The following is a 26,006-nucleotide window of genomic DNA, read 5'->3' on the forward strand; positions in this document are numbered from 1 at the left end:
GCTTCTCTCGTCAGAGTCAGACGGCACGAGAGTTCCAACCGTCGCCGGGACTGCCATTAGGGAAAATCCTTCTGAAGTGACCACTCGGTTTTTGGTATGGTGCAGCTCGTTTTTTAACGGACTGATGTCATGCCCACGGATCGGCACTCAATTTATGTCAAAGAGTTGCTGTAGAAATGCCTGAACCCATCCCGATCAAGGATCACGAAAAAGAGACGCGTCTGGTCAACAAGCGGTTGATCGCCTGCGCTCTGTTCGTCTTTGCCATCAGTTGCGCGCTGGTGGTACGCCTGTACATCCTGCAAGTGGTTGAATACGACTACCACTCGACCATCTCTGAAAACAACCGCGTGCACGTCTTGCCGATTCCGCCGACAAGAGGCCTGATCTACGATCGCAATGGTGTGCTGCTCGCTGATAACCGTCCCAGTTACAACCTGATCATTACCCGCGAACGCGCCACTGATGTTAATCAGGAGCTGGACGAGGTAATTAATCTGCTGCATTTACCCGCCGAAGATCGTACGATTTTCGATAAGGCCATGAAGCAGTCCCGTCACCCATTCACCCCGGTGACACTGTTCTACGAGCTGACGGAGGAACAAATCGCCGTGTTGGCGGTTAACGAGTTCCGTCTGCCGGGCCTTGATGTCGAGCCGCAGTTCGTTCGGCATTACCCGTTGGGGGCGCACTTCGCGCATTCGATTGGCTACGTTGGCCGGATCAATGAAAAAGAATCCAAGACCCTCGATTCGGTAGAGTACCGCGGCACACAATCCATCGGTAAAACCGGCATTGAACGTTTCTATGAAGCGCAGCTGCATGGCCACGTCGGATATGAAGAGGTTGAGACCAACGCCCAAGGCCGGGTGCTACGGGTGCTCAAGCACACCGATCCGGTCCCTGGCAAAAACATCGTTCTAAGTCTCGACGTCAAACTGCAGGAGGCTGCGGAAGCCGCACTGGGCGACCGTCGTGGCTCGGTGGTGGCTCTCGACCCGTCCACCGGTGAAGTGCTGGCCATGGTCAGCAATCCGAGTTTCGACCCGAACCTGTTCGTCACTGGCATCAGCTCCAAGGAATACTCGGCGCTACGCGATTCCATCGACCGCCCGCTGTTCAACCGTGTGTTGCGCGGCCTCTATGCGCCGGGCTCGACCATCAAGCCGGAAGTGGCAATCGCCGGCCTCGATGCCGGTGTCGTGACGCCGCAGACCCGCGTCTTTGACCCAGGCTACTACCAACTCCCGGATTTCGATCACAAGTACCGTAACTGGAACCACAGTGGCGATGGCTGGGTCGACATGGACGCGGCAATCATGCGCTCCAACGACACCTACTTCTACGACCTGGCACACAAGCTCGGCATCGATCGCCTGCACGACTACATGGCGATGTTCGGCCTTGGCGAAAAGGTCTCGCTGGACATGTTCGAAGAGTCGCCCGGTTTGATGCCGTCTCAGGCCTGGAAGCGTGCCACACGTCGTCAGGCCTGGTTCCCGGGGGAAACGGTGATCCTGGGTATCGGCCAGGGTTACATGCAGGTTACGCCGCTACAACTGGCTCAAGCTACCGCACTGATTGCCAACAAGGGCGTATGGAATCGTCCGCACTTGGCGAAGACGGTCGATGGTGTGGCGCCGGTCGACGAGCATCCGATGCCGAATATCCTGCTTAAAAACCCGCGTGACTGGGATCAGGTCAACCACGGGATGCAGATGGTGATGCACGATGCCCGGGGTATCGCGCGCGCCGCAGCGGCAGGTGCGCAGTATCGCATTGCCGGTAAGAGTGGTACCGCGCAAGTGGTAGCGATCAAGCAAGGCGAGCGCTACAACCGGGAGAAAACCCTCGAACGTCATCGCGACAACGCCTTGTTCGTTGGTTTCGCTCCGGCGGAGCACCCGAAGATCGCCATCTCGGTGATGATCGAAAACGGTGAGGCCGGTGGTCGAGTGGCCGGCCCTGTGGTGCGGCAGATCATGGACGCCTGGTTGCTGGACCAGGACGGCCACCTCAAGCCGCAATACGCGGCGCCGGCCAAGCCGCCGGGTGATCCCCACGTCTAACCCGAGTCAGCTTCACAGCACCGCCTCACGCTGGCTGAGCTGTGAAGCTCTCACGTTTGGGCAACTGACTACTTGCAGCTGTAACCCTCGGGCATCGTGACGCTGTAGTTGCGTTGCATGCGATCCTGGAAGTTCAAATTCTGCAGGCCCTGCTCGACCAGAAACGCTTCGACCTTGGCGGCCTGACAGTCCTCGTTATAAGACGACGCCCGCAGCAGATACACCGTGCGCTTACTTGCCTCATCCCGGGCGGTGACAGTGAAAGTACTGAGGGTGGTGTAGCCGATACGCTCTGACGTTCCCACCGGGCCATAGGTCGTATTGGGCTTACTGGTACAGGTCAGTCGGTCATCTTTCTTCTTGGCGTTCTTGCACACGGTCGTAGTGCTGGTTGGAACTTGCCCATAGTCGGTGGCGGTATAGCGATAAGACACTTGCCGGCTGCCGATATCGAGAGTGACGGTCATTTTGATCGGCGCGTGATTCCTGGGCAGGCTGGCGTCGGTATAAACCTCCTGAAAGCCTCTGTCTTTCAGTGCGTTGACCATGTCGCGAAGATAGTAGCGGGCATTCAGTGCGTTCTCATCGGCGCTGTTGGTCGAGGTCACCAGCACGGTTGCCTTTCGATCGAACGGATAGTCCGGATCAGGTATTGCGTTGAGTGCTACGTCTATTTGCGTGGCGCAGCCGCCAAGCAACGCGGTCAGCATTAATAGGACGCAGAACAAATAACGGGACATGACAAAGACGCCTTGCAACTAAGGATTGAATAAAAGTTAAACGGATGAGGGGGCGATAAATAAACCGCCGCCAGCGGGCTTAGTCTTTCTGGTATTCCAGCAGATCGCCAGGCTGGCAATCGAGCGCAGCGCAGAGCTTGTCCAGAGTTGCCATCTTCACGCCTTTGACTTTGCCGTTTTTGAGCAATGACAGATTCGCCTCGGTGATCCCGAGCAGGGCGGCTAACTCTTTTGAACGAATTTTTTGCGTGGCCATGACTACGTCAAGGCGGACAATAATGGTCATTATATTGTTCTATATGTATTGGCTTTGCTCATCGCTGAGTACTTTTGCGTCACGCATGATAATTGAAAAAATACAGAGTAATACGCCTTTGATTATTTCGTAGGCAGAAGCGGAAGACATGCCGATCGAGAACTGGAAAATCCGATCCCCCGGCGGCAGATCTATCGACAACGCCAGACCTTGCAAGGTCTCTATTAACGGATAGGTCGCCGGAGAAACGATGCAGAGTACGCCCACTCGCCAGAGGACCCTGATGTTGCGGTCGGTCCAGGTTTCGCCGCGCGACAAGCGCAGAAAGAACAAACCGGTCAGCCATAACGCGTAAGCCGACAGGACCACGGGCAGGAAATCCAGAAAAACGATCAGTGCCGTGACCGTTGATGACAGCCAGGTGTCGGGATCAAGCAAGGCACCTTCGACAAACGGGTCAAGCAATTGCGGCGAGCCCTCAGCAAAGGCATAGAGCAGGCCCGCCAGCATTTCATCCTTTTTGAAGAACCAGATCGTTGCGTTGCCGCCGACCTCCGTTACCCCCAGAACCCAGACGAGAATTGCTGCCAGCAGCCCGATCCAATGCATGCGCTGCAGCGCCAATCCGTTGATGTGAGTACTCATGAAAATTCCTGGTTGCTACAATTTGGTAGCGAATTCTCGATGATAAATTATCTAATTACAATAATTAATTTTTGATTTTGATGCTTGAGCATCCTCTTCTAATCCGGCGCCGCATGGTTGCTCGCAGGGTGCGGGGAGTCGGTAGGCTGGTCAGCGTGCGACAGGTGCTCCAAGTGTGGAATCAACAAACCTGTTGGCAAGACTGAAACCCTCTGCAACATCAGGCCCCTGGCACCGGGCAACTCATGTCACCTTCCTGACACTTCAAATACTGCTTCAGCGCCCCGACCCTCACCTTTGTCACCTCGGTCAGGCAATTGCTGTAAATCAATGGATAAACACTCCCGCCGTCCACACCGGACGCGGAAAACTTGCATTCGGCATCACGAAAGCCGATCCACGCCCGCTGCGCGCTCACCAGAAGCTTTTTGCTGTCGGCGTTGTCCTTCAAACGATTAGTGATCTGCTGATACACCGCGTTCAGCTCCTTGTCCGCTGCCTTGAATTCCTGCCCGGCGCACTGGTTCATGGTGGCCTGATTGCTGGTGTTGGCGCAGTCGACGGCGGCGTGGGCGAGAGGCGTGAACAGGACGGGTGTCAGGGCCAGGAGCAGGCGTGGGAGCATGGTTAATCTCACTGTGTCGGATGAAAGTGCAGAGCAGTTTAGCGGCTGTGGTGCTTCTATTCAGGAACGCGCAGTCGGGAGGCTTCGAGCAGGCGATCCGCTGTGGCTGCAATCTCCTCGCCGTCATGAAGTATTTCCAGCCAGTGAGCAGGAATCGCCCGAACGCCATAATAGGCCCCGGCCAATTGACCGACGATCGCGGCAGTGGTGTCAGCGTCATCGCCGAGGTTGGCGGCTTGCAGAATCGCCGCTGTAAAACTGTCGGTGTGATGAAAACACCACAGCGCGGCTTCCAACGACTCAACGCTGTAGCCGCTGCCACGGATATCATTGACTGATTTGGCCAGATAATCTCCTCGAGCAATCGCGGCAACTTTAGGCTCAGTGAAAGCTGAGCGCGGCAGCCTGCACAGTTCGCTTTTGCAGATACCGAACAGCGCGTTGGCGATCAGTTCGGCAAACAATTGACAGCATTCGATGGCTTCAGGGGCCGCGTGGGTTGTCCGCGAACTGTCGCTGGCGAAGTTGCGGATCTGCTGGACGTCAGGGAAGAAAAACAGCACCACCGGCGCCAAACGCATGAGCGAGCCGTTGCCGGCGGTAAACGGGTCGGTTGACCCGGCAAAGGCCTGACCGGTTTGCTGATACTGCGACAGTGCCTGACTGACGGTCATGCCAATATCGAAACAATCCCCCGTCGAGCTCAGATATCCCCACCGCCACCAGTTCAGATAGCGTCCCATCTGGTCCGCCGCATCGAATGTGTTTTTGCTCAGAAGACTCTCCGCCAGGCAAAGCGCCATCGAGGTGTCATCCGTCCATTGCCCGGGCTTCAAGTGAAAGGGGCCACCGCCGACCATGTCCGTCAGCGGCTGGAATGAGCCTCGTGGCTTGAACTCCACCGTGGTGCCGACGGCGTCGCCGCAAGCGAGACCGAGCAGAGCGCCGCGATAACGTTCGGATAGAGATGGCTGCATGCTTCGTCCTTGTTTGTTTCCATTTCGCTGGAAAAGGTAACAGGTTCAGCGAGAGGGTTGCGTCAGTCATTCACTCATTCAACGATCGGAAATGCCGCCGAATGTTTCCTTTGGACTGAACAGGTGCAGCCCTTTGATACAACTTCAGGTTGGACATGTGGTCATACAAGCCTACTGTTCAAAACAGGAGGTGACTTATGAAACCGGTACCCAATAGTTTCGAACGCAAAATCACGCTGAAGGCGCCGCGTTCTTATGTCTGGCGCGCATTGGTCGATGCCGAGGCTTTTGGCCAGTGGTTTGGTGTGGCGCTGGAGGGCAGGCGGTTCATTGCCGGGGAATGGACGCAAGGGCAGGTCACGTATCCTGGTTATGAACACGTGTTGTGGAACGTGCTCGTCGAGCGGGTCGAGCCACAGCAGTTGTTTTCGTTTCGCTGGCACCCGTACGCGGTCAATCCAAAGATCGACTATTCACAGGAGCCGACGACGCTGGTCAAGTTCGAGCTGCAGGATTACGAGGGCGGCACTTTGCTCAAAGTGTCCGAGTCCGGCTTCGCGCACATTCCCGACGTGCGGCAGAAGGAGGCGTATTACATGGACAGCCGTGGCTGGGAGGAACAGCTGAGTCGACTTGAACAGTTTCTCGCCGAAAGCGCCAAGACCCGCGAGCGTGATGGTGACTGACTGCGCAATCTTCGAACCCTGGTTGCAACGCTGGGCGCTGGTACCGGACGGTGAGCCGGTCATCACCCCCGGCAGCCGTCTGTTGCCGGTGCGTTTTGGCGACACGCCGGCCATGCTCAAGGTTGCGCTGGATACCGACGAGCAATTCGGCAATCGACTGATGACTTGGTGGGACGGTGAGGGCGCAGCGCGGGTGCTGGCCCATCACGAGGAAGGTTTGTTGCTGGAACGGGCTATGGGCCGGCGTTCGTTGATGCACATGGCGCTCAACGGTGAAGACGACGAAGCCACGCAGATCATGTGCACGACACTATCGCGCTTGCATGCGCCGCGCCCGACGCCGCCACCGCCGCTGGTGGAGCTGGCACCGTGGTTCGCCTCGCTGCGCGTGGCCGCGGCCGAACATGGCGGGACCTATGCCCTGAGCCTGCAAGCGGCTGAAGCCTTGCTCGCAGATCCGCAGGACGTGGTGGTGCTGCACGGTGACATGCACCACGACAATGTTCTCGATTTCGCTGCACACGGCTGGCTCGCTATTGATCCCAAACGAGTACGCGGCGAGCGCGGTTATGACTACGCCAACCTGATCTGCAACCCGGACTTGCCGACGGCTGGCGATTCACAGCGATTGCGCCGGCAGGTCGAGGTGATCGTCGAGGCGTCCGGGCTTGATCGCCGACGCTTGCTGCAATGGGTGCTGGCGTTTGCCGGTTTGTCGGCCGCCTGGTTCCTGGAGGACGATGCGCAGCAACAGGCTGCCCAACAGCTGCAGGTCGCGCAAATCGCCGCTTGCCTGCTGGATGACTGAGAGGGCTAAGGGTTTTCGGAAGGGCTTCTATAGCGAATGTCTTACACGCGGTGGTAGCTTTTGCGACTATTGCCGATTGGATCCACGGCGTAATCTACACCCATCAACTGAGACACAGGGAGTGTTTCAGGATCACGGATGATCGACCATAGCAAGGATCGCTGCCGACAGGGAGTCGATAATGGTCTTGGGAAAAACCCGCTTCGGCGGGTTTTTTTTCGCCTGTACAAAAGCGCTGAAGGCTTGTGTCGAGCACCTGTAGCGAGAGGATTTATCCCCGATGGGTAGCGAAGCGACCCCAAAAAAGGGCCTGCTGCGCAGTCCATCGGGGATGAATCCCCTCACCACAGGAATCAAGCAATCAAGAGGCGATCAGCTGCCGCAACACGTAGTGCAGAATCCCGCCGGACTTGAAGTACTCCACCTCATTCAACGTATCAATGCGGCACAGCACCTCGATTTTCTCCTGGCGCCCGTCTTCACGGGTGATCACCAGAGTCAGGTTCATGCGCGGCGTCAGCTCGACACCGGTCAGGCCCTGAATATCCAGGGTTTCCTTGCCGGTGAGGTTCAGGCTCTTGCGGTTCTGATCGAGCTTGAACTGCAGCGGCAACACGCCCATGCCCACCAGGTTGGAACGGTGGATACGCTCGAAGCTTTCAGCGATCACCGCTTTGACGCCCAGCAGGTTGGTGCCTTTGGCCGCCCAGTCACGGCTGGAGCCGGTACCGTATTCCTGACCGGCGATCACCACCAGCGGCGTGCCCGAGGCCTGATACAGCATGGCGGCATCATAAATCGGCATTTTCTCGCCGCTCGGGATGTAGATTGTGTTGCCACCTTCTTCGCCGCCGAGCATCTCGTTACGAATGCGGATGTTGGCGAATGTGCCGCGCATCATCACTTCGTGGTTGCCACGCCGTGAGCCATAGGAGTTGAAGTCCCGCGGCTCCACGCCTTTTTCGCGCAGATAGCGCCCGGCCGGACTGTCAGCTTTGATGTTGCCGGCAGGGGAGATGTGGTCAGTGGTTACCGAATCGCCCAACAGCGCCAGAACCCGCGCGCCCTTGACGTCGGTGATCACCGGCAACGGTCCGGAAATGTCGTCGAAGAACGGTGGATGCTGGATGTAGGTCGAATCGTCCTGCCACACATAGGTGGCGGCCTGCGGCACCTGGATCGCTTGCCATTGCTCGTCGCCGGCAAACACTTCGGCGTATTCCTTGTGGAACATCGCGGTGTTCACCTGATTCACCGCCTCGGCGATTTCCTTGCTGCTCGGCCAGATGTCGCGCAGGTACACCGGATTGCCCTGCTGGTCGTTACCCAGCGGTTCAGTGCTGATGTCGGTGCGCACGCTGCCGGCCAAGGCGTAGGCGACCACCAGCGGTGGCGAGGCCAGCCAGTTGGTCTTGACCAGCGGATGCACCCGGCCTTCGAAGTTGCGGTTGCCGGAGAGCACCGACGCCACGGTGAGGTCGGCTTTCTGAATGGCTTTCTCGATCGGTTCCGGCAGTGGCCCGGAGTTGCCGATGCACGTGGTGCAGCCATAACCGACCAGCGAAAAGCCCAGTTGATCGAGGTATTGCGTCAGCCCCGCCGCCTTGTAGTAGTCGGTGACCACTTTCGAGCCGGGTGCCAGCGAACTCTTCACCCACGGCTTGCGGGTCAGGCCTTTCTCCACGGCTTTTTTCGCCAGCAGACCGGCCGCCATCATCACGCTCGGGTTTGAGGTGTTGGTGCAGGAGGTGATCGCGGCAATCACCACCGCGCCGTTTTTCAGGCGATAGGTGTGGCCTTCGTATTCGTACTCGGTTTCGCCGACCAGATCGGCGTTACCCACGGCCACGCCACCGCCGCCCTCGCTTTCCAGACGGCCTTCTTCTTTGCTGGTGGGCTTGAATTGCAGGTCCATGAAGTCACTGAAGGCCTGCGCGACGTTCGGCAGCGAGACCCGATCCTGCGGACGCTTTGGCCCGGCCAGGCTGGCTTCGACGCTGCCCATGTCCAGCGCCAGGCTGTCGGTAAACACCGGTTCCTGACCGGGCAGGCGCCACAGGCCCTGAGCCTTGGTGTAGGCCTCGACCAGTTTCACCACTTCGGTCGGGCGACCGGACAGGCGCAGGTATTCCAGAGTGACGTCATCGACCGGGAAGAAGCCGCAGGTGGCGCCATATTCCGGGGCCATGTTGGCGATGGTCGCGCGGTCGGCCAGTGGCAGGTCGGCGAGACCGTCGCCGTAGAATTCGACGAATTTGCCGACCACCCCTTTTTTGCGCAGCATCTGCGTGACGGTCAGCACCAGGTCGGTGGCGGTGATGCCTTCCTTGAGTTTGCCGGTGAGTTTGAAACCGATCACTTCCGGAATCAGCATCGACACCGGTTGGCCGAGCATCGCCGCTTCTGCCTCGATCCCGCCAACGCCCCAGCCGAGTACGCCAAGGCCGTTGATCATGGTGGTGTGGGAGTCGGTGCCGACCAGGGTGTCGGGGAAGGCGTAGGTGCGGCCGTCCTCATCCTTGGTCCATACCGTGCGCCCGAGGTATTCGAGGTTGACTTGGTGGCAGATCCCGGTGCCCGGCGGCACTACGCTGAAGTTGTCGAAGGCGCTCTGACCCCAGCGCAGGAACGCGTAGCGCTCGCCGTTACGCTGCATCTCGATGTCGACGTTCTGTTCGAAGGCGCTCGGGGTGGCGAATTTGTCGACCATCACCGAGTGGTCGATCACCAGATCCACTGGCGACAGCGGGTTGATTCGCTGCGGATCACCGCCGGCCTTGGCCATGGCGGCGCGCATCGCGGCGAGATCCACCACCGCAGGTACACCGGTAAAGTCTTGCATCAATACCCGGGCCGGGCGGTACTGGATTTCCCGGTCGGAGCGGCGCTCCTTGAGCCAGGCAGCGATGGCCTTGAGGTCGGCGCCGGTGACAGTTTTTTCATCTTCCCAGCGCAGCAGGTTTTCCAGCAGGACTTTCAGCGACATCGGTAGCTGGTCGATATTGCCAAGGCTCTTGGCGGCATCGGGCAGGCTGAAATAGTGGTAGGTCTTATCGTCGATTTGTAGAGTTTTAAGGGTCTTCAGACTATCGAGGGACGGCATTACGATCACTCCTTTGAGTCCGCACGGCTACGGACGGAGGGGACGGGCAGAGCTATCAACGTAGCCCTGTTTTCAGTAGCTGGCTAATAACTGGACTCTATGGGCAAGTCCAAGGTTCCGACATCGGCTATCATGCGCCGGTTTTCGTGACAGGCTTTGCTTCACCGCAAGGCTTGAGCAGCGTGCAGGGGCCGAATGTCCGCCCTCTGCCCAGGAGTAAGAATGAACACCCTATTCATGCATTGCCGGCCAGGCTTCGAAGGCGAAGTCTGTTCGGAGATTTCCGACCTCGCCGCCAAACTCGACGTAGCTGGCTACGCCAAGGCCAAACCGGCCACCGCGTACGCCGAGTTTGTCTGCACCGAAGCAGACGGCGCCGAGCGCCTGATGCGCGGCCAACGCTTTGCCGAGCTGATTTTCCCGCGGCAATGGGCGCGTGGCGTTTTCATCAATCTGCCGGAAACCGACCGTATCAGCGTGATCCTTGAGCATATGGCGGACTTCCCGGTCTGCGGCAGCCTGTGGCTGGAAGTGGTCGACACCAACGACGGTAAAGAGCTGTCGAACTTCTGCAAGAAATTCGAAGGCCCGCTGCGCAAGGCACTGACCGGCGCCGGCAAACTGGTGGACGACGCGAACAAACCGCGCCTGCTGCTGACCTTCAAGAGTGGTCGCGAAGTGTTTCTTGGCATGGCCGACGCCGGCAACTCGGCGATGTGGCCGATGGGCATTCCGCGCCTGAAGTTTCCGCGCGAGGCGCCAAGCCGTTCGACCTTGAAACTGGAAGAGGCCTGGCACCACTTCATCCCGCGTGATCAGTGGGACGAGCGTCTGCACAGCGACATGACCGGCGTCGACCTCGGCGCGGCACCGGGCGGCTGGACCTGGCAATTGGTCAACCGCGGCATGCTGGTGACCGCCATCGACAACGGCCCGATGGCTGAAAGTCTGATGGACACCGGGCTGGTGCAGCACTTGATGGCCGACGGCTTCACCTTCAAGCCCAAGCAGCCGGTGGACTGGATGGTCTGCGACATCGTCGAGAAGCCGGCGCGTAACGCGGCGATGCTTGAAGAGTGGATCGGCGAGGGCCATTGCCGCGAAGCGGTAGTCAATCTCAAGTTGCCGATGAAGCAGCGTTATGCCGAAGTGAAGCGCTTGCTCGAGCGCATCGCCGATGGCTTCAAGGCGCGCGGGATCAAGGTGGATATTGGCTGCAAGCAGCTGTATCACGACCGCGAGGAAGTGACCTGCCATTTGCGTCGGCATGACATCAAGAAAGCCAAATCCCGCTAAGTCACCACTAAACCCTGTGGGAATGATCTCTGTGGTGAGGGGATTTATCCCCGATGGGATGTAGCGCATCCCCAGTCTTTGCGGCCGCCCCGCAAGCCATCGGGGATAAATCCCCTCGCTACAGATGACTGAGCACCCGGCAATGCGCGACAATGCCGGCCAGTTTCAGGAGTGAATCATGAGTGAAATGATCGATACCCCGGTCGACGGCACCCTCGACGCCACCGGTCTCAATTGCCCGGAGCCGGTGATGATGCTGCATCAGCACATCCGCGACCTGGTGCCTGGCGGTCTACTGAAGGTGATCGCCACCGATCCCTCGACCCGTCGCGACATTCCCAAGTTCTGCGTGTTTCTCGACCACGAACTGGTGGGGCAACACGAAGAGGCCGGTACTTATCTGTACTGGATCCGCAAGAAACAAGCCTGACCCTCAGGCAAACGCAAAACCCAATGTGGGAGCGGGCTTGCTCGCGAAAACGGTGTGTCAGTCACTGTAAATGTCGACTGAAACACCACTTTCGCGAGCAAGCCCGCTCCCACATTTTTTTATCCTGCGTAAGGGTTTCAGCCGGCGCTGCGACTGATCCGAATACGTTTGCGCGCACTGCGGGTCAGGCGGATCGACAGCATGAGTGCCGCGCAGCTCAGACCAACGATCAAACCCTGCCACAAGCCGCTCGGGCCACGCGGCTCGCCGAGCCAGTCGGTCAGGCCGAGGGCGTAACCTACCGGCAGGCCGATGCCCCAGTAGGCGAACAGGGTCAGGATCATCGTCACCCGGGTGTCCTGATAACCGCGCAGAGCGCCAGCGGCGGTGACCTGGATTGCGTCGGAAAACTGGAACAGCGCCGAGTACACAATCAGCATCGCCGCGATGTGGATCACCGTCGGATCAGCCGTATAGATCGACGCAATCGGCTCGCGCAGCAACAGCATCATGCTCGCCGAAATACAGGCGTAGGCCAGCGCAGTCCCCATGCCGACACCGGCGGCAAAGCGTGCTTCACGCGGCTCTTCACGACCCAGTGCCTGGCCGACGCGTACGGTCACCGCCATGCCCAGCGAATACGGAATCATGAACACCAGCGAGCTGACGTTCAGCGCGATCTGATGCCCGGCCACCACGGTGGCGCCGAGGCTGCCGATCAGCAGGGCGATCACCGCAAAGATGCTCGACTCGGCAAACACCGCGATGCCAATCGGCAGACCGATCGCCAGCAGACGCTTGATCACCGCCCATTGTGGCCAGTCGAAACGGCTGAAGATCTCGCTCGAACGATAGGCCGGCGCCCAGCGCTCGTAACCGGCCAGCCCCAGCGCCATGACCCACATCACGATGGCCGTGGCCCAGCCGCAACCCACGCCGCCCATGGCCGGCACGCCGAAGTGACCATAGATGAAGATGTAGTTCAGCGGAATGTTCAGCGCCAGACCGCACAGCCCCAGCACCATCGCCGGGCGGGTACGGCCGATGCCGTCACTGGTGCAGCGCAACACGTGATAGAACGCCACCGCCGGCAGGCCGCTGGCAATGCCGTGCAGGTATTGCATGCACGGGCCGATCAGCTCGGGATCGACCTTCATCAGGTGCAGCACCGGTTCGGCGGCGACCAGCATCGCTGTCGCGATCAGGCCGACTACCAGCGCCAGCCACAGCGCCTGACGCACGATCGGGCCGATCTCGCTGTGGGTGCCGGCGCCGAAACGCTGAGCGACTTTCGGCGTGGTGGCCAGCAGGGTGCCGGTCATCAGCAGAAACACCGGGACCCAGATCGAGTTGCCCAGCGCTACCGCCGCCAGATCTTTCGGCCCGACGCGGCCAGCCATCACCGCATCGACGAAGCCCATCGCGGTAGTCGCCAGTTGCGCGATGATGATCGGCAAGGCCAGGGCGAGCAGGTTCCTGAACTCCAGGCGAATTCGCGCGGGGCGGGTGAGTGAGGCAGCGAGAGGTTGATCAGTAACAGAATTCACAGGCAAAGCGTCCACAGGTGTTGATGCGCAAGGCGCCGCATTCTACGCCGCTGACGTGACAGTCAGGAAAAATCCTCTGTTGCGGATTTGTAATCATCGATGCCATCCACTGTGGCGCTGGCTCAACGGTGGATCTGCACCTAAACTGCCGATCCCCTCAAGGAGCCCGCCATGCTGATTGTTGCCGACGAAAATATTCCGCTGCTCGATGCCTTTTTTGCCGGTTTCGGCGAGATCCGCCGGGTGCCGGGCCGTTCCATCGATCGTGCAACGGTCGAGCAGGCCGATGTGTTGCTGGTGCGCTCGGTGACCAACGTCAACCGCGCGTTGCTCGAAGGCAGCAAAGTGCGTTTCGTCGGCACCTGCACCATTGGTACCGATCATCTGGATCTCGATTATTTCAACGAGGCCGGCATCAGATGGTCCAGCGCGCCTGGTTGCAATGCGCGGGGCGTGGTCGATTACGTGCTGGGCAGCCTGATGACTTTGGCGGAAATTGAAGGCGTAGATCTGCCACAACGTACTTACGGCGTCATCGGTGCCGGTGAAGTCGGCGGCCGGTTGATCAAGGTCCTCAAGGGCCTGGGCTGGAATGTCAAAGTTTGCGATCCGCCGCGTCAGGCAGCCGAGGGCGGCGATTACGTCAGCCTCGAGCAGATCATCGAGCAGTGCGACGTGATCAGCCTGCACACGCCGCTGACCCGTACCGGCGAAGGCGCGACCTGGCATCTGTTTGACGAACGGCGTCTGCAACAGCTCAAACCCGGCACCTGGCTGATCAATGCCGCGCGTGGGCCGGTGGTGGATAACGCCGCATTGCGCAACGTGCTGCTTGCGCGTGAAGACCTGCAAGCGGTGCTCGACGTCTGGGAAGCCGAGCCTGAAGTCGATGTCGCCCTCGCCGAACTCTGCGTTTTGGCCACGCCGCACATTGCCGGTTACAGCCTCGATGGCAAACAGCGCGGTACGGCGCAGATCTATCAGGCTTATTGCGAATTTATCGGTCAGCCGCCGAGTATCCAGCTCAGTGACCTGTTGCCGGCACCGTGGCTGTCAGAAGTGACCCTGCACGCCGACAGCGATCCGGCCTGGGCGCTGGCGATGTTGTGCCGCGGGGTGTACGACCCGCGCCGCGATGACGCGGATTTTCGTCGCAGTCTTGTAGGCAATGTCACTGAACAGCGTGCGGCCTTCGATGTGTTGCGCAAGCAGTATCCGGTGCGGCGCGAGATCGAGGGGCTGAAGGTGCGGATCGACGGTGATTCGCCGCAGTTGCAACAGATTGTGGCGGCGCTGGGGGCGGTGGCTGTCTGAAAATCCCTGCGCAGAACAAAACGGCAGGCAGAAAAAACCCGGCCAAACAGGGGCCGGGTCAGGAAGACGGTGGCTATATCACTTTTGTTCGGCAGGCTTGACCAATCGCTTCTCCAGTTCGCGGCACGCGTCCTGGATCATGTCTTCAGTGATCGGTACTTCACGCCCATCCTTGTCGATAATCGAGCAACCCAGAGGTTGGCCGGGCTTGGTGCGGATCACTTGAATCTTGTCATCGCTGCTGTGTTGCAAGGACATGGCCTGTCTCCTCATCAGGTTGTGCACGTAGATTAAAACCGCCACGTGACCAGGCTGTGACAACACCCTTGGGTCTGTCAAAAGCGGCACCTCCAGTCCAACAGAAATGACCGCTCGTCTCAACCGGGACATTAGACCAATAGCAACTATGGCCTAGTCTTTGGGGGCATATTTAACCTGACTCATTGTGATTTACAGAGTTCCGCCCCATAGAAGGTTTAGGCTAGCCCTTTCACCAACACGGATGTGTACCTGAATGATCTCGAAGCTTTCTTCCCGGCACCGTCGAGCGCTGAGTCTGACCAGCCGGTTTCTGGCGCCTTATCGTTGGCAAGTCGGCGCTGCACTGCTGGCGCTGATCGTCACCGCGGCGGTCACTTTGTCGATGGGGCAGGGGATCAAATTGCTGGTCGATCGGGGCTTCATGACGCAGTCGCCGCATCAACTGAACCAGAGCATCGGTATCTTCATGCTGATGGTGCTGGGCCTGGCAGTCGGCACGTTCGCGCGTTTTTACTGGGTGTCGTGGATCGGTGAGCGCTGTGTGGCGGACATCCGGCGCGAGGTGTTCAACCATCTGGTGTACCTGCATCCCGGGTTTTACGAAAACAACCGCAGTTCGGAGATTCAGTCCCGGCTGACTGCCGACACCACGTTGCTGCAATCGGTGATCGGCTCGTCACTGTCGATGTTTTTGCGCAACCTGTTGATGGTGATCGGCGGGGTGGTTCTGCTGTTTATCACCAACCCGAAACTCACCAGCATCGTGGTGATTGCCTTGCCGTTCGTGGTCGCGCCGATTCTGATTTTCGGTCGGCGCGTGCGCAATCTATCGCGGCTGAGTCAGGACCGGGTGGCCGACATTGGCAGCTATGTCTCCGAAACCCTGGGCCAGATCAAGACCGTGCAAGCCTACAACCATCAGGTGCAGGACGAGCGGCGTTTCGCCACGACGGTCGAGGACGCGTTCGACACCGCACGCAAGCGCATCTTTCAACGCTCGTGGATGATCACCGTGGTGATCGTGCTGGTGCTCGGCGCGGTGGCGGTGATGTTGTGGGTCGGCGGCATGGACGTGATTGCCGGGCGCATCACCGGTGGCGAACTGGCGGCTTTCGTTTTCTACAGCCTGATCGTCGGCAGTGCGATCGGCACGTTGAGTGAAGTCATCGGCGAGTTGCAGCGTGCGGCGGGTGCCGCTGAGCGCATCGCGGAACTGCTCAGTTCGCAGAACATCATCCAGCCACCGACCCTCGGGCTGGTGACGTTGCCAGAACGGATCAAGGGCGAACTGCAATTGCAGAATGTGCGCTTTTCCTACCCGTCGCGTCCGGACAGCTACGCCGTCAACGGCTTGAGCCTGACCATCAGGGCCGGCGAGACCCTGGCCCTTGTCGGGCCATCCGGTGCCGGCAAGTCCACGGTGTATGACTTGCTGTTGCGCTTCTACGACCCGCTTGAAGGCCGGATCCTGATAGATGGTGTGCCGCTGACCAGCCTCGACCCGCTGGATCTGCGCCGCAATTTCGCCCTGGTCTCGCAATCGCCTGCGCTGTTTTTCGGCAGCGTCGAAGAGAATATTCGTTACGGCAATGCAGATGCGACGCTGGAACAGGTCAAGGAAGCGGCAAGAATTGCCCACGCCCATGACTTCATCGAGAAGATGCCCAATGGCTATCAGACCCACTTGGGAGACGCCGGCCTCGGACTTTCCGGCGGCCAGCGTCAACGCCTGGCGATTGCCCGCGCGTTGCTGGTGGATGCGCCGATTCTGCTGCTGGACGAAGCCACCAGCGCCCTCGATGCGCAGAGCGAGCACTTGATTCAGGAAGCGTTGCCAAGCCTGATGCAAAATCGCACCACATTGGTAATCGCGCATCGCCTGGCCACAGTGAAAAACGCCGACCGGATCGCGGTGATGGATCAGGGTAGCCTGGTGGCCATCGGTACCCATCAGGAACTGATCGTAAGCAATCCGCTGTATGCGCGGTTGGCAGCGCTGCAGTTCAACGACGGGCATGCGGTGGCGGTGTAGAACTGCCGCAGATCTTTGCTGACGGCAAAAAAAATGCCCGCATCGATTGATGCGGGCAATTTTCATTTCAGGTATTCAGCACCTGTCATTGATCGTCGAAATACCGCTCATGCCAGTCCACCAGCGGCTGCGGCGAATTGAGCTTCTGCCCGTAGATCACCGAGTATGACAGCACGTTTTGCACGTACTGGCGGGTTTCGTCGAACGGGATGCTTTCCACCCACACGTCGAAGCTCAGGTGATCGGCACCGCGCAGCCACTGGCGCACGCGGCCGGGGCCGGCATTGTAGGCGGCGGAGGCGAGGACGCGGTTGCCGTTGAACTGGCTGTGCACCTGGCTCAGGTAAGCGGCGCCGAGCTGGATGTTCTTGTCCGGATCGAGCACTTGTTGCGGCGAGGCCAGCGGGATGCTGAACTTGCGTGCGGTTTCCTTGGCAGTGCCGGGCATCAACTGCATCAGACCGCTGGCACCAACGCCGGAGCGGGCGTCGTCCATGAAGGCACTTTCCTGGCGGGTGATGGCGAACACCCAGCTTGAGTGCAGGCCGCGCGTCTTGGCTTCACGCACCAGGGTGTCGCGGTGGGCCATCGGGAAGCGGATATCCAGGTCGTCCCAGTATTGCGCCTGACTGATGGTGCGGATGGCCGGGAAATACCATTTCAGGTCGTAGGCCAGTTTGGCCTGAGCGACCATTTCGTCACGATTGAAATGGCGACTGACGTGATACCACTCGCGGCGACCGTCAACGATCTGCCCACGCGCATGGAATTCCAGCGCGCGCCGCACGCCGGGAGTGTTGCGCACCTTGTTGATGGTGGCCTGACTGAGTACCAGCGGCTTGTTCATCAGCGAGTAAGGCAGTTGCGAGCGGTCGGCGGCGAGGAAACCGTAGAAGTCGCGTTCCTTCGCCAGATTCTTGTACAGAGTCTGCGCTTCCGGGTTCTGCGGTTGCGCCAGTTCCAGGCTGCGGGCCTGCCAGTAACGCCAGCGGTTGGTGGTCGCCAGATCCTGTGGCAAACGACGAGTCAGCTGATAGGCATCGTCCCAGCGTGCCAGGCGCAGCAGCAGACGTAGGCGCCATTCGGACACGGTGTTGTCACGCAGTTCCGGATCGTATTTGGTCATCACGTCCAGCGCGCGGCTGTCGAAGCGCCGGGCCAGGGTCAGGCCGATTTCCCGGGCAATCGCGACTTTCTCGTCACGGGAGAAATGCATGCTGCTGGCGTATCCGTCGAGCAGGGCCATGGCCTTGTCCGGATCCTGGCGGGCGAGGCGGCGCAGGCCGAGGCTGACCACATCGGACATCGGCTCGTCGGCCGGGGTGAAGCGCGACGGCTGATTGAGCAGCTCGGGTTTCTGCGCCACATCTACCAGCAGCCGACCGCGCGGGGCGAGGGTGGTCAGGCCGTTGACCAGACTGTTGGCCAATGGATAGTTGCGCGCCTGGGCGGCGAGTTTGGTGCGTTCCCAGCGTTTCTGTTCGGTCAACTGACCGTCGGCGGCCCAGATGCCGAACAGCCCGTCACAGGCAGCCGGTTGCGATTTACCGGTCAGCCACAGTTTGTCGGCGTTGGCATAGCCCTCGGCCTTGTGGCCGCTGCTGATCTGGAACTGCGCATTGAGGCAGTCCAGTTCGGTGAAGTTGAGTTTCGGATCGTAATACTTGGTGAAGGTCGCCCAATCGCCACGGTCGGCGAGCCAGCGCAACCAACGCAGCTTCATCCAGTTGGCCTGGGGCAGGTCGCCGTGCTCGGCGAGGAACTTCTCGATTTCGGCGTTGCTCGCGGTTTTCAGACGCGCGGTCAGTTCGTCGTAGGCCAGGTACGGTTCCAGCGGGTAATCGGCGAGGGCCTGGCTATAACGGAAGTACGGGCCGGTATCGCCCTTGGCCAAGGCACGCTTGGCTTCATCGTAATACTGGCGTTGGGTGGACAGGTCCACCGCCTGGGCGGATTGAGCGGCAGCGGCGGTGAGTAGCAAACAGGACAAGACACTGAAAAGGCGACTGCGCATGAGACATCCGGGCAGAGAAATCATGACAAGCACCGGCCGCGGCCAGCACTGAATTGTCTGTAGCTTAGCCTTTTGCCAGCAACGGGCGAAAGCTTTGCCGGTCTTGCAGCACAAGTTCGCAACAAATGTTGTGCAGAGTGCTTCGGCAGACAAATTGCCGGCCTGCTGAGGGCCTGAATCAGGTAGAATGCGCGCCCGGTTTTTGGAGAAGCTCATGACCCTGCTCAAATTCAGCGATGTGTCCCTTGCATTCGGCGCGATGCCGTTGTTGGACAAGGTGTCCTGGCAGATCGCCCGTGGTGAGCGGGTGTGCATCATCGGCCGCAACGGCACTGGCAAATCCAGCATGATGAAGCTGGTCAAGGGCGACCAGAAGCCTGATGACGGCTCGGTGTGGCGTGCCCCCGGTCTGAAAATCGGCGAATTGCCGCAAGAGTTGCCGGTGGCCGACGAGCGGACCGTGTTCGATGTTGTTGCCGAGGGCCTCGACGGCGTTGGCGCCTTGCTCGCCGAATACCATCACTTGAGCCAGAACATCGTCACCGACGCCGATCTGGACAAGCTGATGCACGTTCAGCACGACCTCGAAGCCCGCGACGGCTGGCGCTTGCAGACATTGGTCGACAGCACCCTGAGCCGCTTGCAACTGCCGGCCGACAAGACCCTCGCCGAGTTGTCCGGCGGCTGGCGTCGTCGCGTGCTGCTGGCACAGGCGCTGGTGTCCGAACCGGATCTTCTGCTGCTCGACGAACCGACCAACCACCTGGACATCGGTGCGATTGCCTGGCTCGAAGAAGCATTGAAGGATTTCCAGGGCGCTGTGCTGTTCATCACGCACGACCGTTCTTTCCTGCAAAACCTCGCCACGCGCATCCTCGAACTGGATCGCGGCGGCCTGATCGACTGGAACGGCGATTACGCCAGCTTCCTGGTGCACAAGGAAGCCGCGCTGGCCGCGGAAGAAACCGCCAATGCGCTGTTCGACAAGCGCCTGGCTCAGGAAGAAGTGTGGATTCGTCAGGGCATCAAGGCCCGTCGTACCCGCAACGAAGGTCGCGTGCGTGCCTTGAAAGCCCTGCGTGTTGAGCGCAGCGAACGTCGCGAGCGCACCGGCAAGGCCAATATTCAGCTGGAAACCGCCGAGAAGTCGGGCAAGCAAGTGATGGTGCTGGAAAATGTCAGCTTCCATCACCCGGACGGTCCGTACCTGATCAAGGACTTCTCGATGGTCCTGCAGCGCGGCGACCGTATCGGCCTGCTCGGCGCCAACGGCACCGGCAAGACCACCCTGCTGAAACTGATGCTCAGCGGTCTGCAGCCCACCAGCGGCAAAGTGGAAGAAGGCACCCGAATCGATGTGGCGTACTTCGACCAGTTGCGCCATCAACTGGATCTGGAAAAGACCGTGATCGACAACGTCGCCGAAGGTCGCGACTTCATCGATATCGACGGCCAGAGCCGCCACGTCCTGAGCTACCTCGGTGACTTCCTGTTCAGCCCGCAGCGTGCGCGCACGCCGGTCAAGGCGCTGTCCGGTGGCGAGCGTGCGCGTTTGCTGCTGGCCAAACTGTTCAGCAAACCGGCGAACCTGCTGGTCCTCGACGAACCGACCAACGACCTCGACGTGGAAACCCTCGAGCTGCTCGAAGAAGTGCTGCTGACCTTCAACGGCACTGTGCTGATGGTCAGTCACGACCGGGCGTTCCTCGACAACGTGGTCACCAGCACCCTGGTCTTCGAAGGTGAAGGTAAGGTCCGTGAATACGTCGGTGGCTATCAGGACTGGATCCGTCAGGGCGGTTCGCCGCGCCTGCTGGGCGTGACCGAGAGCAAGTCGGGCAAGGCTGATCTGAATTCGGCTGTGGTCACCGCTGAACCTGTCGTGGCTGCCGCACCTGCCGCTGCCGCGCCGGCAGCCAAGAAGAAGCTGAGCTACAAGCTGCAGCGCGAGCTGGAAGCGTTGCCGGGTGATATCGATGCCAAGGAGCAGCAGATCGCGGCCGTCGAGGCTGAAATGGCCGAGGCCGGTTTCTATCAGCGTCCGCCGGCAGAAACGGCCAAGGTGATTGCTTCGCTGGAGCAATTGCAGGCTGAGCTGGATGCGCTGGTGGAGCGTTGGGCCGAGCTGGATGCCTGATTGATCCGGTAACAAAAAAGCCCGACGCTCAGTGATGAGCGCCGGGCTTTTCATATACGGGTATCGGTGAAGATTCAATGTGGGAGCGGGCTTGCTCGCGAAAGCGGTATGTCAGGTAGCATCAATGTTGAATGTGCCGACGCCTTCGCGAGCAAGCTCGCTCCCACAGGTTTTTGTGTTTCAGCGTTTGATCAGGTGCACGGCCAGAACATCGCAAGGCGCACCGTGCAGCACGTCATTGGCCGTGGAGCCGAGCAACAGCGCCAGACCGTGACGGCCATGGCTGCCGACCACGATCAGGTCGCACAGTTGCTCCTTGGCAAAATGGTGAATTTCCTGGCGTGGCTGGCCGTAAGTCAGGTGGCAGTTGGCACCTTCCAGCTCGGAGTACTTGAGCTTCAGGCGCTCAAGGCGCTCCTTGGCTTGATCGAACTGCTGCTGTTGCAGTTGTGACAGATCCATCGGCACGTCGCCGCCGAATGCCATCGCCATCGGTTCGACGATATGCACCAGCGACAGCTTGGCGCCATTGCTCACCGACAGCTCTCGGGCGCGGTGGATCACAGGGTCGCACTCTTCGGTCAGGTCTACGGCGACCAGGATATGGTGGTAGGGCATGAGGTGCTCCTCGTGACGGTTCAATATTGTTAAGTATGGCTGGTTTCAAGCGCATTGGTTCCAAAGTGACGCAATGCGCTCACCTATAAGTCGGGAGTAGAGATATGACGGTCTGGTTGGTGGTGTCAATCCTGCTGGTGGTTCTGAGTCCACTGGCATGGTTGCGCCCATCGCGCGTGCAGAGCGGCCGGATGGCCCTGCGCATGGAGGCTCGGCGCATCGGACTGGCCATGCAGTTAGCGCCTCAGGAGTGGCCGCACTGGCTGTCTCAGGAGCCGCCCAACCCGTGTGCGCAATATCATCGGCCACGGCGTGGCAGTCAGCCGGCGTGCTGGACCTACTGGCAGAAATCGCCGGGGGTATGGGTCAATCAGTGGCAGGAAGTCTGCGAAGACCGATTGTTGCTCAATCATTTCGAAAAGTTGCCGGGCAACGTGTTCAAGGTCGAGGCCGACAAGCAGATGATCGCCTTGTACTGGGGCGAGAAGGGCGAAGCCACGGTTCTGCAGGATATCGATGCGACTCTGAAAGCCCTGGCATGACTCGCGGACTTTTCCCACTGCAAGGGTGGGGAGCGTCCGGCAGACGAGCAATAAAAAGCCCGACATGATTCATCGGGCGGGGTGGCCAGGCAGGCCGGTAACTGTTTTTTGTCGCTGATTCGTTTTTTTGCAGTCAGCGGATATCCCTGTAGTCCAGCCAGCGTAGCCTTTTAAACAGCGCTCGTTGCGAATTAGGGCGACTTTTCTAACTATTGATTCTATGAATGGCTTTGCATGCAGCTGCGTGTTGCGGATCTGTGTGCAACGGAAATGACCACAAAGTCGCATTTCAACCCGTATTTTGGGCGATTGACAATTGTTGGAAATTCCGTGAAGGTGACGTACCCAAATCAAACGGGCGTATGAATTGAGCGTTTGTCTTACAGACTGCTCCTACAGAATCCCGACTATCGCGTTGGCGGGTGTGCCGGGTGGATTGGCGTCAGCATCGACGAAAAAGCGTCCTGCCGAGCCATTTACCTGCGTCCGACGTGTACTGTTCAGCTTCCATATCGTGGAGATCAGTTGATGATTTACGAAGGTAAAGCCATCACGGTTAAAGCTCTTGAAAGTGGCATCGTCGAATTGAAATTCGACCTCAAGGGTGAGTCCGTCAACAAGTTCAACCGTCTTACCCTGAACGAACTGCGTCAGGCCGTGGACACCATCAAGGCAGATGCTTCGATCAAGGGCGTGATCGTCAGCAGTGGCAAGGACGTGTTCATCGTCGGCGCCGACATCACCGAATTTGTCGACAACTTCAAGCTGCCGGATGCCGAGCTGGTTGCTGGCAATCTCGAAGCCAACAAGATCTTCAGCGATTTCGAAGACCTCAACGTTCCGACCGTGGCCGCGATCAACGGCATCGCCCTGGGTGGCGGTCTGGAAATGTGCCTGGCGGCGGACTACCGCGTCATGTCGACCAAGGCCAAGATCGGTCTGCCGGAAGTCAAACTGGGCATCTACCCAGGCTTCGGCGGCACCGTGCGTCTGCCGCGCCTGATTGGCGTCGATAACGCCATCGAGTGGATTGCCGCCGGCAAGGAAAATCGTCCTGAAGACGCGCTGAAAGTCAGCGCCGTCGACGCCGTGGTTGCTCCAGAGAAGCTGCAGGAAGCTGCCCTTGAACTGGTCAAGCGCGCCATCTCCGGCGAGTTCGATTACAAGGCCAAGCGTCAGCCAAAACTTGAAAAACTCAAGTTGAACGCCATTGAACAAATGATGGCTTTCGAAACCGCCAAAGGTTTCGTGGCAGGGCAGGCAGGCCCGAATTACCCGGCGCCGGTCGAAGCGATCAAGACCATCCAGAAAGCCGCGAACTTCGGTCGTGACAAGGCGCTGGAAGTCGAAGCCGCCGGTTTCGTCAAACTGGCCAAGACCTCTGCCGCGCAGAGCTTGATCGGTCTGTTCCTGAACGATCAGGAACTGAAGAAAAAGGCCAAGGCTTACGATGAAATCGCCAAGGACGTGAAGCAGGCTGCCGTACTGGGCGCCGGCATCATGGGCGGCGGTATCGCCTATCAGTCGGCCTCCAAAGGCACGCCGATCCTGATGAAGGACATCAACGAACACGGTATCGAGCAGGGTCTGGCCGAAGCCGCCAAACTGCTGGTTGGCCGCGTTGACAAAGGCCGCATGACCGCCGCGAAAATGGCTGAAGTGCTCAACGGTATTCGTCCGACCCTGTCCTACGGTGACTTCGGTCACGTCGATCTGGTTGTTGAAGCCGTGGTCGAGAACCCGAAGGTCAAGCAAGCTGTGCTGGCTGAAGTCGAAGACAAGGTCAAAGAGGACACCATCCTCGCGTCCAACACCTCGACGATTTCCATCAGCTTGCTGGCCAAGGCCCTCAAGCGCCCGGAAAACTTCGTCGGCATGCACTTCTTCAACCCGGTGCACATGATGCCGCTGGTGGAAGTGATCCGTGGCGAGAAGTCCAGCGAGCTGGCGATTGCCACAACCGTTGCCTACGCCAAGAAAATGGGCAAGAACCCGATCGTCGTCAACGACTGCCCGGGCTTCCTGGTCAACCGCGTTCTGTTCCCGTATTTCGGCGGTTTCGCCAAGCTGGTCAGCGCTGGTGTGGACTTCGTCCGCATCGACAAGGTCATGGAAAAATTCGGCTGGCCGATGGGCCCGGCGTACCTGATGGACGTGGTCGGCATCGACACCGGTCACCACGGTCGTGACGTGATGGCTGAGGGCTTCCCGGATCGCATGAAGGATGATCGTCGCTCGGCCATCGACGTGCTGTACGAGGCCAAGCGTCTGGGCCAGAAGAACGGCAAGGGCTTCTACGCCTACGAAGCCGACAAGAAAGGCAAGCAGAAGAAGGTTGCCGATCCGTCGGTGCTGGAAGTGCTCAAGCCGATCGTTTACGAGCAGCGCGAAGTCACTGACGAAGACATCATCAACTGGATGATGATCCCGCTGTGCCTGGAAACCGTGCGCTGCCTGGAAGACGGCATCGTTGAAACCGCCGCCGAAGCCGACATGGGTCTGGTCTACGGTATCGGTTTCCCTCCATTCCGTGGCGGTGCGCTGCGCTACATCGATTCGATCGGTGTGGCCGAGTTCGTTGCCCTGGCTGACCAGTACGCTGATTTGGGCGCGCTGTACCACCCGACCGCGAAGCTGCGCGAAATGGCCAAAAACGGCCAGAGCTTCTTCGGTTAAGCGCCCCCAACTAGAGTGAGAGTGAACTTATGAGCTTGAATCCTAGAGACGTCGTGATTGTCGACTTCGGTCGTACTCCGATGGGCCGCTCCAAGGGCGGCATGCACCGCAACACCCGCGCCGAAGACATGTCGGCGCACCTGATCAGCAAACTGCTGGAACGCAACGCCAAGGTCGATCCTGCTGAAGTCGAGGACGTGATCTGGGGCTGTGTGAACCAGACCCTGGAGCAGGGCTGGAACATCGCGCGCATGGCGTCGCTGATGACCCAGATCCCGCACACCTCGGCCGGCCAGACCGTCAGCCGTCTGTGCGGCTCGTCGATGAGCGCCCTGCACACTGCAGCGCAAGCGATCATGACCGGCAACGGTGACGTATTCGTGGTTGGCGGCGTCGAGCATATGGGCCACGTGAGCATGATGCACGGTGTCGATCCGAACCCGCACATGTCGCTGTACGCGGCGAAAGCCTCGGGCATGATGGGTCTGACCGCTGAAATGCTCGGCAAGATGCATGGCATCACTCGTGAGCAGCAGGATGCCTTTGGCGTGCGCTCCCACCAGCTCGCCCATAAAGCGACGGTGGAAGGCAAGTTCAAAGACGAAATCATCCCGATGCAGGGCTACGACGAAAACGGCTTCCTGAAGCTGTTCGACTACGACGAAACCATTCGTCCGGAAACCACCCTGGAAAGTCTGGCGGCCCTCAAACCTGCCTTCAATCCAAAAGGCGGCACCGTGACAGCCGGTACTTCGTCGCAGATCACCGATGGTGCTTCGTGCATGATCGTGATGTCGGCGCAGCGTGCACAGGATCTGGGGATCCAGCCGATGGCCGTGATCCGTTCGATGGCAGTGGCGGGTGTGGATCCGGCGATCATGGGCTATGGTCCAGTGCCGGCGACACAAAAAGCCCTGAAGCGTGCGGGCCTTGGCATCAACGATATCGACTTCTTCGAGCTCAACGAAGCTTTCGCTGCACAGGCCCTGCCAGTGCTGAAAGATCTGAAAGTGCTCGACAAGATGAACGAGAAGGTTAACCTGCACGGCGGCGCGATCGCCCTGGGTCACCCGTTCGGTTGCTCCGGTGCCCGTATTTCCGGCACCTTGCTGAACGTGATGAAGCAGAATGGCGGCACCTTTGGGGTGGCCACTATGTGCATTGGTCTTGGCCAAGGCATCTCCACCGTCTTCGAACGCGTTTAAGCGTCTCGTCGATGGAAGCCGGGGC

Annotated in this window: 21 protein-coding genes; 11 read left to right on the forward strand and 10 right to left on the reverse strand. The window is 59.4% G+C overall.

Annotated features, from left to right (window positions below; genetic code table 11):
• Positions 1-176: 176 nt before the first annotated feature.
• Complete coding sequence (mrdA, locus tag KCG87_RS26255) at positions 177-2,069, forward strand: penicillin-binding protein 2 (RefSeq protein ID WP_027611428.1); 1,893 nt, start codon at positions 177-179, stop codon at positions 2,067-2,069.
• Positions 2,070-2,137: 68 nt separating this feature from the next.
• Here mrdA and KCG87_RS26260 read toward each other — a convergent pair whose 3' ends face one another.
• From KCG87_RS26260 to KCG87_RS26280, 5 genes are all read right to left on the reverse strand, one after another.
• Positions 2,138-2,809 (reverse strand): hypothetical protein, encoded by a 672-nt coding sequence (locus KCG87_RS26260; protein ID WP_097088530.1) that lies wholly within the window; start codon positions 2,807-2,809, stop codon positions 2,138-2,140.
• A gap of 79 nt (positions 2,810-2,888) precedes the next feature.
• Positions 2,889-3,095, reverse strand: coding sequence for a helix-turn-helix transcriptional regulator (locus KCG87_RS26265; RefSeq protein ID WP_003226632.1), 207 nt, complete (start codon positions 3,093-3,095; stop codon positions 2,889-2,891).
• A 9-nt stretch (positions 3,096-3,104) separates the two neighbouring features.
• Positions 3,105-3,710 (reverse strand): DUF2975 domain-containing protein, encoded by a 606-nt coding sequence (locus tag KCG87_RS26270; RefSeq protein WP_095140016.1) that lies wholly within the window; start codon positions 3,708-3,710, stop codon positions 3,105-3,107.
• A 220-nt stretch (positions 3,711-3,930) separates the two neighbouring features.
• Entirely contained in the window at positions 3,931-4,335 is a 405-nt protein-coding gene (locus tag KCG87_RS26275) for a lysozyme inhibitor LprI family protein (RefSeq protein WP_210559143.1), read from the reverse strand.
• A gap of 56 nt (positions 4,336-4,391) precedes the next feature.
• Positions 4,392-5,312, reverse strand: a complete 921-nt coding sequence (locus tag KCG87_RS26280; RefSeq protein WP_134786965.1) for an ADP-ribosylglycohydrolase family protein — start codon at positions 5,310-5,312, stop codon at positions 4,392-4,394.
• A gap of 197 nt (positions 5,313-5,509) precedes the next feature.
• Between KCG87_RS26280 and KCG87_RS26285 the strand changes: the two genes are divergently transcribed.
• Positions 5,510-5,998 carry an SRPBCC family protein gene (locus tag KCG87_RS26285; protein ID WP_025111040.1) on the forward strand — a complete coding sequence of 163 codons (489 nt, stop codon included), beginning with the start codon at positions 5,510-5,512 and terminating at the stop codon, positions 5,996-5,998.
• Positions 5,991-6,806 carry an aminoglycoside phosphotransferase family protein gene (locus KCG87_RS26290; protein WP_210559165.1) on the forward strand — a complete coding sequence of 272 codons (816 nt, stop codon included), beginning with the start codon at positions 5,991-5,993 and terminating at the stop codon, positions 6,804-6,806. The genes KCG87_RS26285 and KCG87_RS26290 overlap by 8 nt, the downstream gene beginning before the upstream one ends.
• Before the next feature lie 361 nt (positions 6,807-7,167).
• Here the strand turns inward: KCG87_RS26290 and acnA are convergent, their stop codons facing one another.
• Positions 7,168-9,909 carry an aconitate hydratase AcnA gene (acnA, locus tag KCG87_RS26295; protein ID WP_210559144.1) on the reverse strand — a complete coding sequence of 914 codons (2,742 nt, stop codon included), beginning with the start codon at positions 9,907-9,909 and terminating at the stop codon, positions 7,168-7,170.
• Between the two features lie 222 nt (positions 9,910-10,131).
• Between acnA and rlmM the strand changes: the two genes are divergently transcribed.
• A complete protein-coding gene (gene rlmM / locus KCG87_RS26300) occupies positions 10,132-11,205 on the forward strand; it encodes a 23S rRNA (cytidine(2498)-2'-O)-methyltransferase RlmM (RefSeq protein ID WP_134786961.1) in 1,074 nt (357 codons plus the stop codon).
• 178 nt (positions 11,206-11,383) lie between these two features.
• Positions 11,384-11,635, forward strand: coding sequence for a sulfurtransferase TusA (gene tusA, locus KCG87_RS26305; protein WP_003226616.1), 252 nt, complete (start codon positions 11,384-11,386; stop codon positions 11,633-11,635).
• 137 nt (positions 11,636-11,772) lie between these two features.
• Here tusA and KCG87_RS26310 read toward each other — a convergent pair whose 3' ends face one another.
• On the reverse strand, positions 11,773-13,182 hold the full coding sequence (locus tag KCG87_RS26310) for an MATE family efflux transporter (protein ID WP_027611437.1): 1,410 nt from the start codon (positions 13,180-13,182) through the stop codon (positions 11,773-11,775).
• A 171-nt stretch (positions 13,183-13,353) separates the two neighbouring features.
• Between KCG87_RS26310 and pdxB the strand changes: the two genes are divergently transcribed.
• Entirely contained in the window at positions 13,354-14,496 is a 1,143-nt protein-coding gene (pdxB, locus tag KCG87_RS26315; protein ID WP_210559145.1) for a 4-phosphoerythronate dehydrogenase PdxB, read from the forward strand.
• 78 nt (positions 14,497-14,574) lie between these two features.
• Here the strand turns inward: pdxB and KCG87_RS26320 are convergent, their stop codons facing one another.
• Positions 14,575-14,754 (reverse strand): PA1571 family protein, encoded by a 180-nt coding sequence (locus KCG87_RS26320; protein ID WP_027611439.1) that lies wholly within the window; start codon positions 14,752-14,754, stop codon positions 14,575-14,577.
• 256 nt (positions 14,755-15,010) lie between these two features.
• Here KCG87_RS26320 and KCG87_RS26325 point away from each other — a divergent pair, with 256 nt between their 5' ends.
• Positions 15,011-16,789: an ABC transporter transmembrane domain-containing protein gene (locus KCG87_RS26325; RefSeq protein WP_098964819.1), complete on the forward strand. Its 1,779-nt coding sequence runs from the start codon at positions 15,011-15,013 to the stop codon at positions 16,787-16,789.
• Positions 16,790-16,874: 85 nt separating this feature from the next.
• Here the strand turns inward: KCG87_RS26325 and KCG87_RS26330 are convergent, their stop codons facing one another.
• Complete coding sequence (locus KCG87_RS26330) at positions 16,875-18,803, reverse strand: transglycosylase SLT domain-containing protein (protein WP_027611441.1); 1,929 nt, start codon at positions 18,801-18,803, stop codon at positions 16,875-16,877.
• Between the two features lie 214 nt (positions 18,804-19,017).
• Here KCG87_RS26330 and KCG87_RS26335 point away from each other — a divergent pair, with 214 nt between their 5' ends.
• Entirely contained in the window at positions 19,018-20,940 is a 1,923-nt protein-coding gene (locus KCG87_RS26335) for an ATP-binding cassette domain-containing protein (RefSeq protein ID WP_210559146.1), read from the forward strand.
• Positions 20,941-21,120: 180 nt separating this feature from the next.
• Here KCG87_RS26335 and KCG87_RS26340 read toward each other — a convergent pair whose 3' ends face one another.
• A complete protein-coding gene (locus KCG87_RS26340; protein WP_210559147.1) occupies positions 21,121-21,558 on the reverse strand; it encodes a universal stress protein in 438 nt (145 codons plus the stop codon).
• 104 nt (positions 21,559-21,662) lie between these two features.
• Here KCG87_RS26340 and KCG87_RS26345 point away from each other — a divergent pair, with 104 nt between their 5' ends.
• The 3 genes from KCG87_RS26345 (at position 21,663) to fadA (ending at position 25,981) form a co-directional block, all read left to right on the forward strand.
• Positions 21,663-22,100, forward strand: a complete 438-nt coding sequence (locus KCG87_RS26345; protein WP_003226602.1) for a hypothetical protein — start codon at positions 21,663-21,665, stop codon at positions 22,098-22,100.
• A gap of 528 nt (positions 22,101-22,628) precedes the next feature.
• Positions 22,629-24,776, forward strand: a complete 2,148-nt coding sequence (gene fadB, locus KCG87_RS26350) for a fatty acid oxidation complex subunit alpha FadB (RefSeq protein WP_139055641.1) — start codon at positions 22,629-22,631, stop codon at positions 24,774-24,776.
• Positions 24,777-24,805: 29 nt separating this feature from the next.
• Positions 24,806-25,981, forward strand: coding sequence for an acetyl-CoA C-acyltransferase FadA (gene fadA / locus KCG87_RS26355; protein WP_047600135.1), 1,176 nt, complete (start codon positions 24,806-24,808; stop codon positions 25,979-25,981).
• The last annotated feature ends 25 nt before the right edge of the window (positions 25,982-26,006 follow it).

Source organism: Pseudomonas sp. MWU347 (assembly GCF_017947305.1).
GTDB lineage: Bacteria > Pseudomonadota > Gammaproteobacteria > Pseudomonadales > Pseudomonadaceae > Aquipseudomonas > Aquipseudomonas putida_A.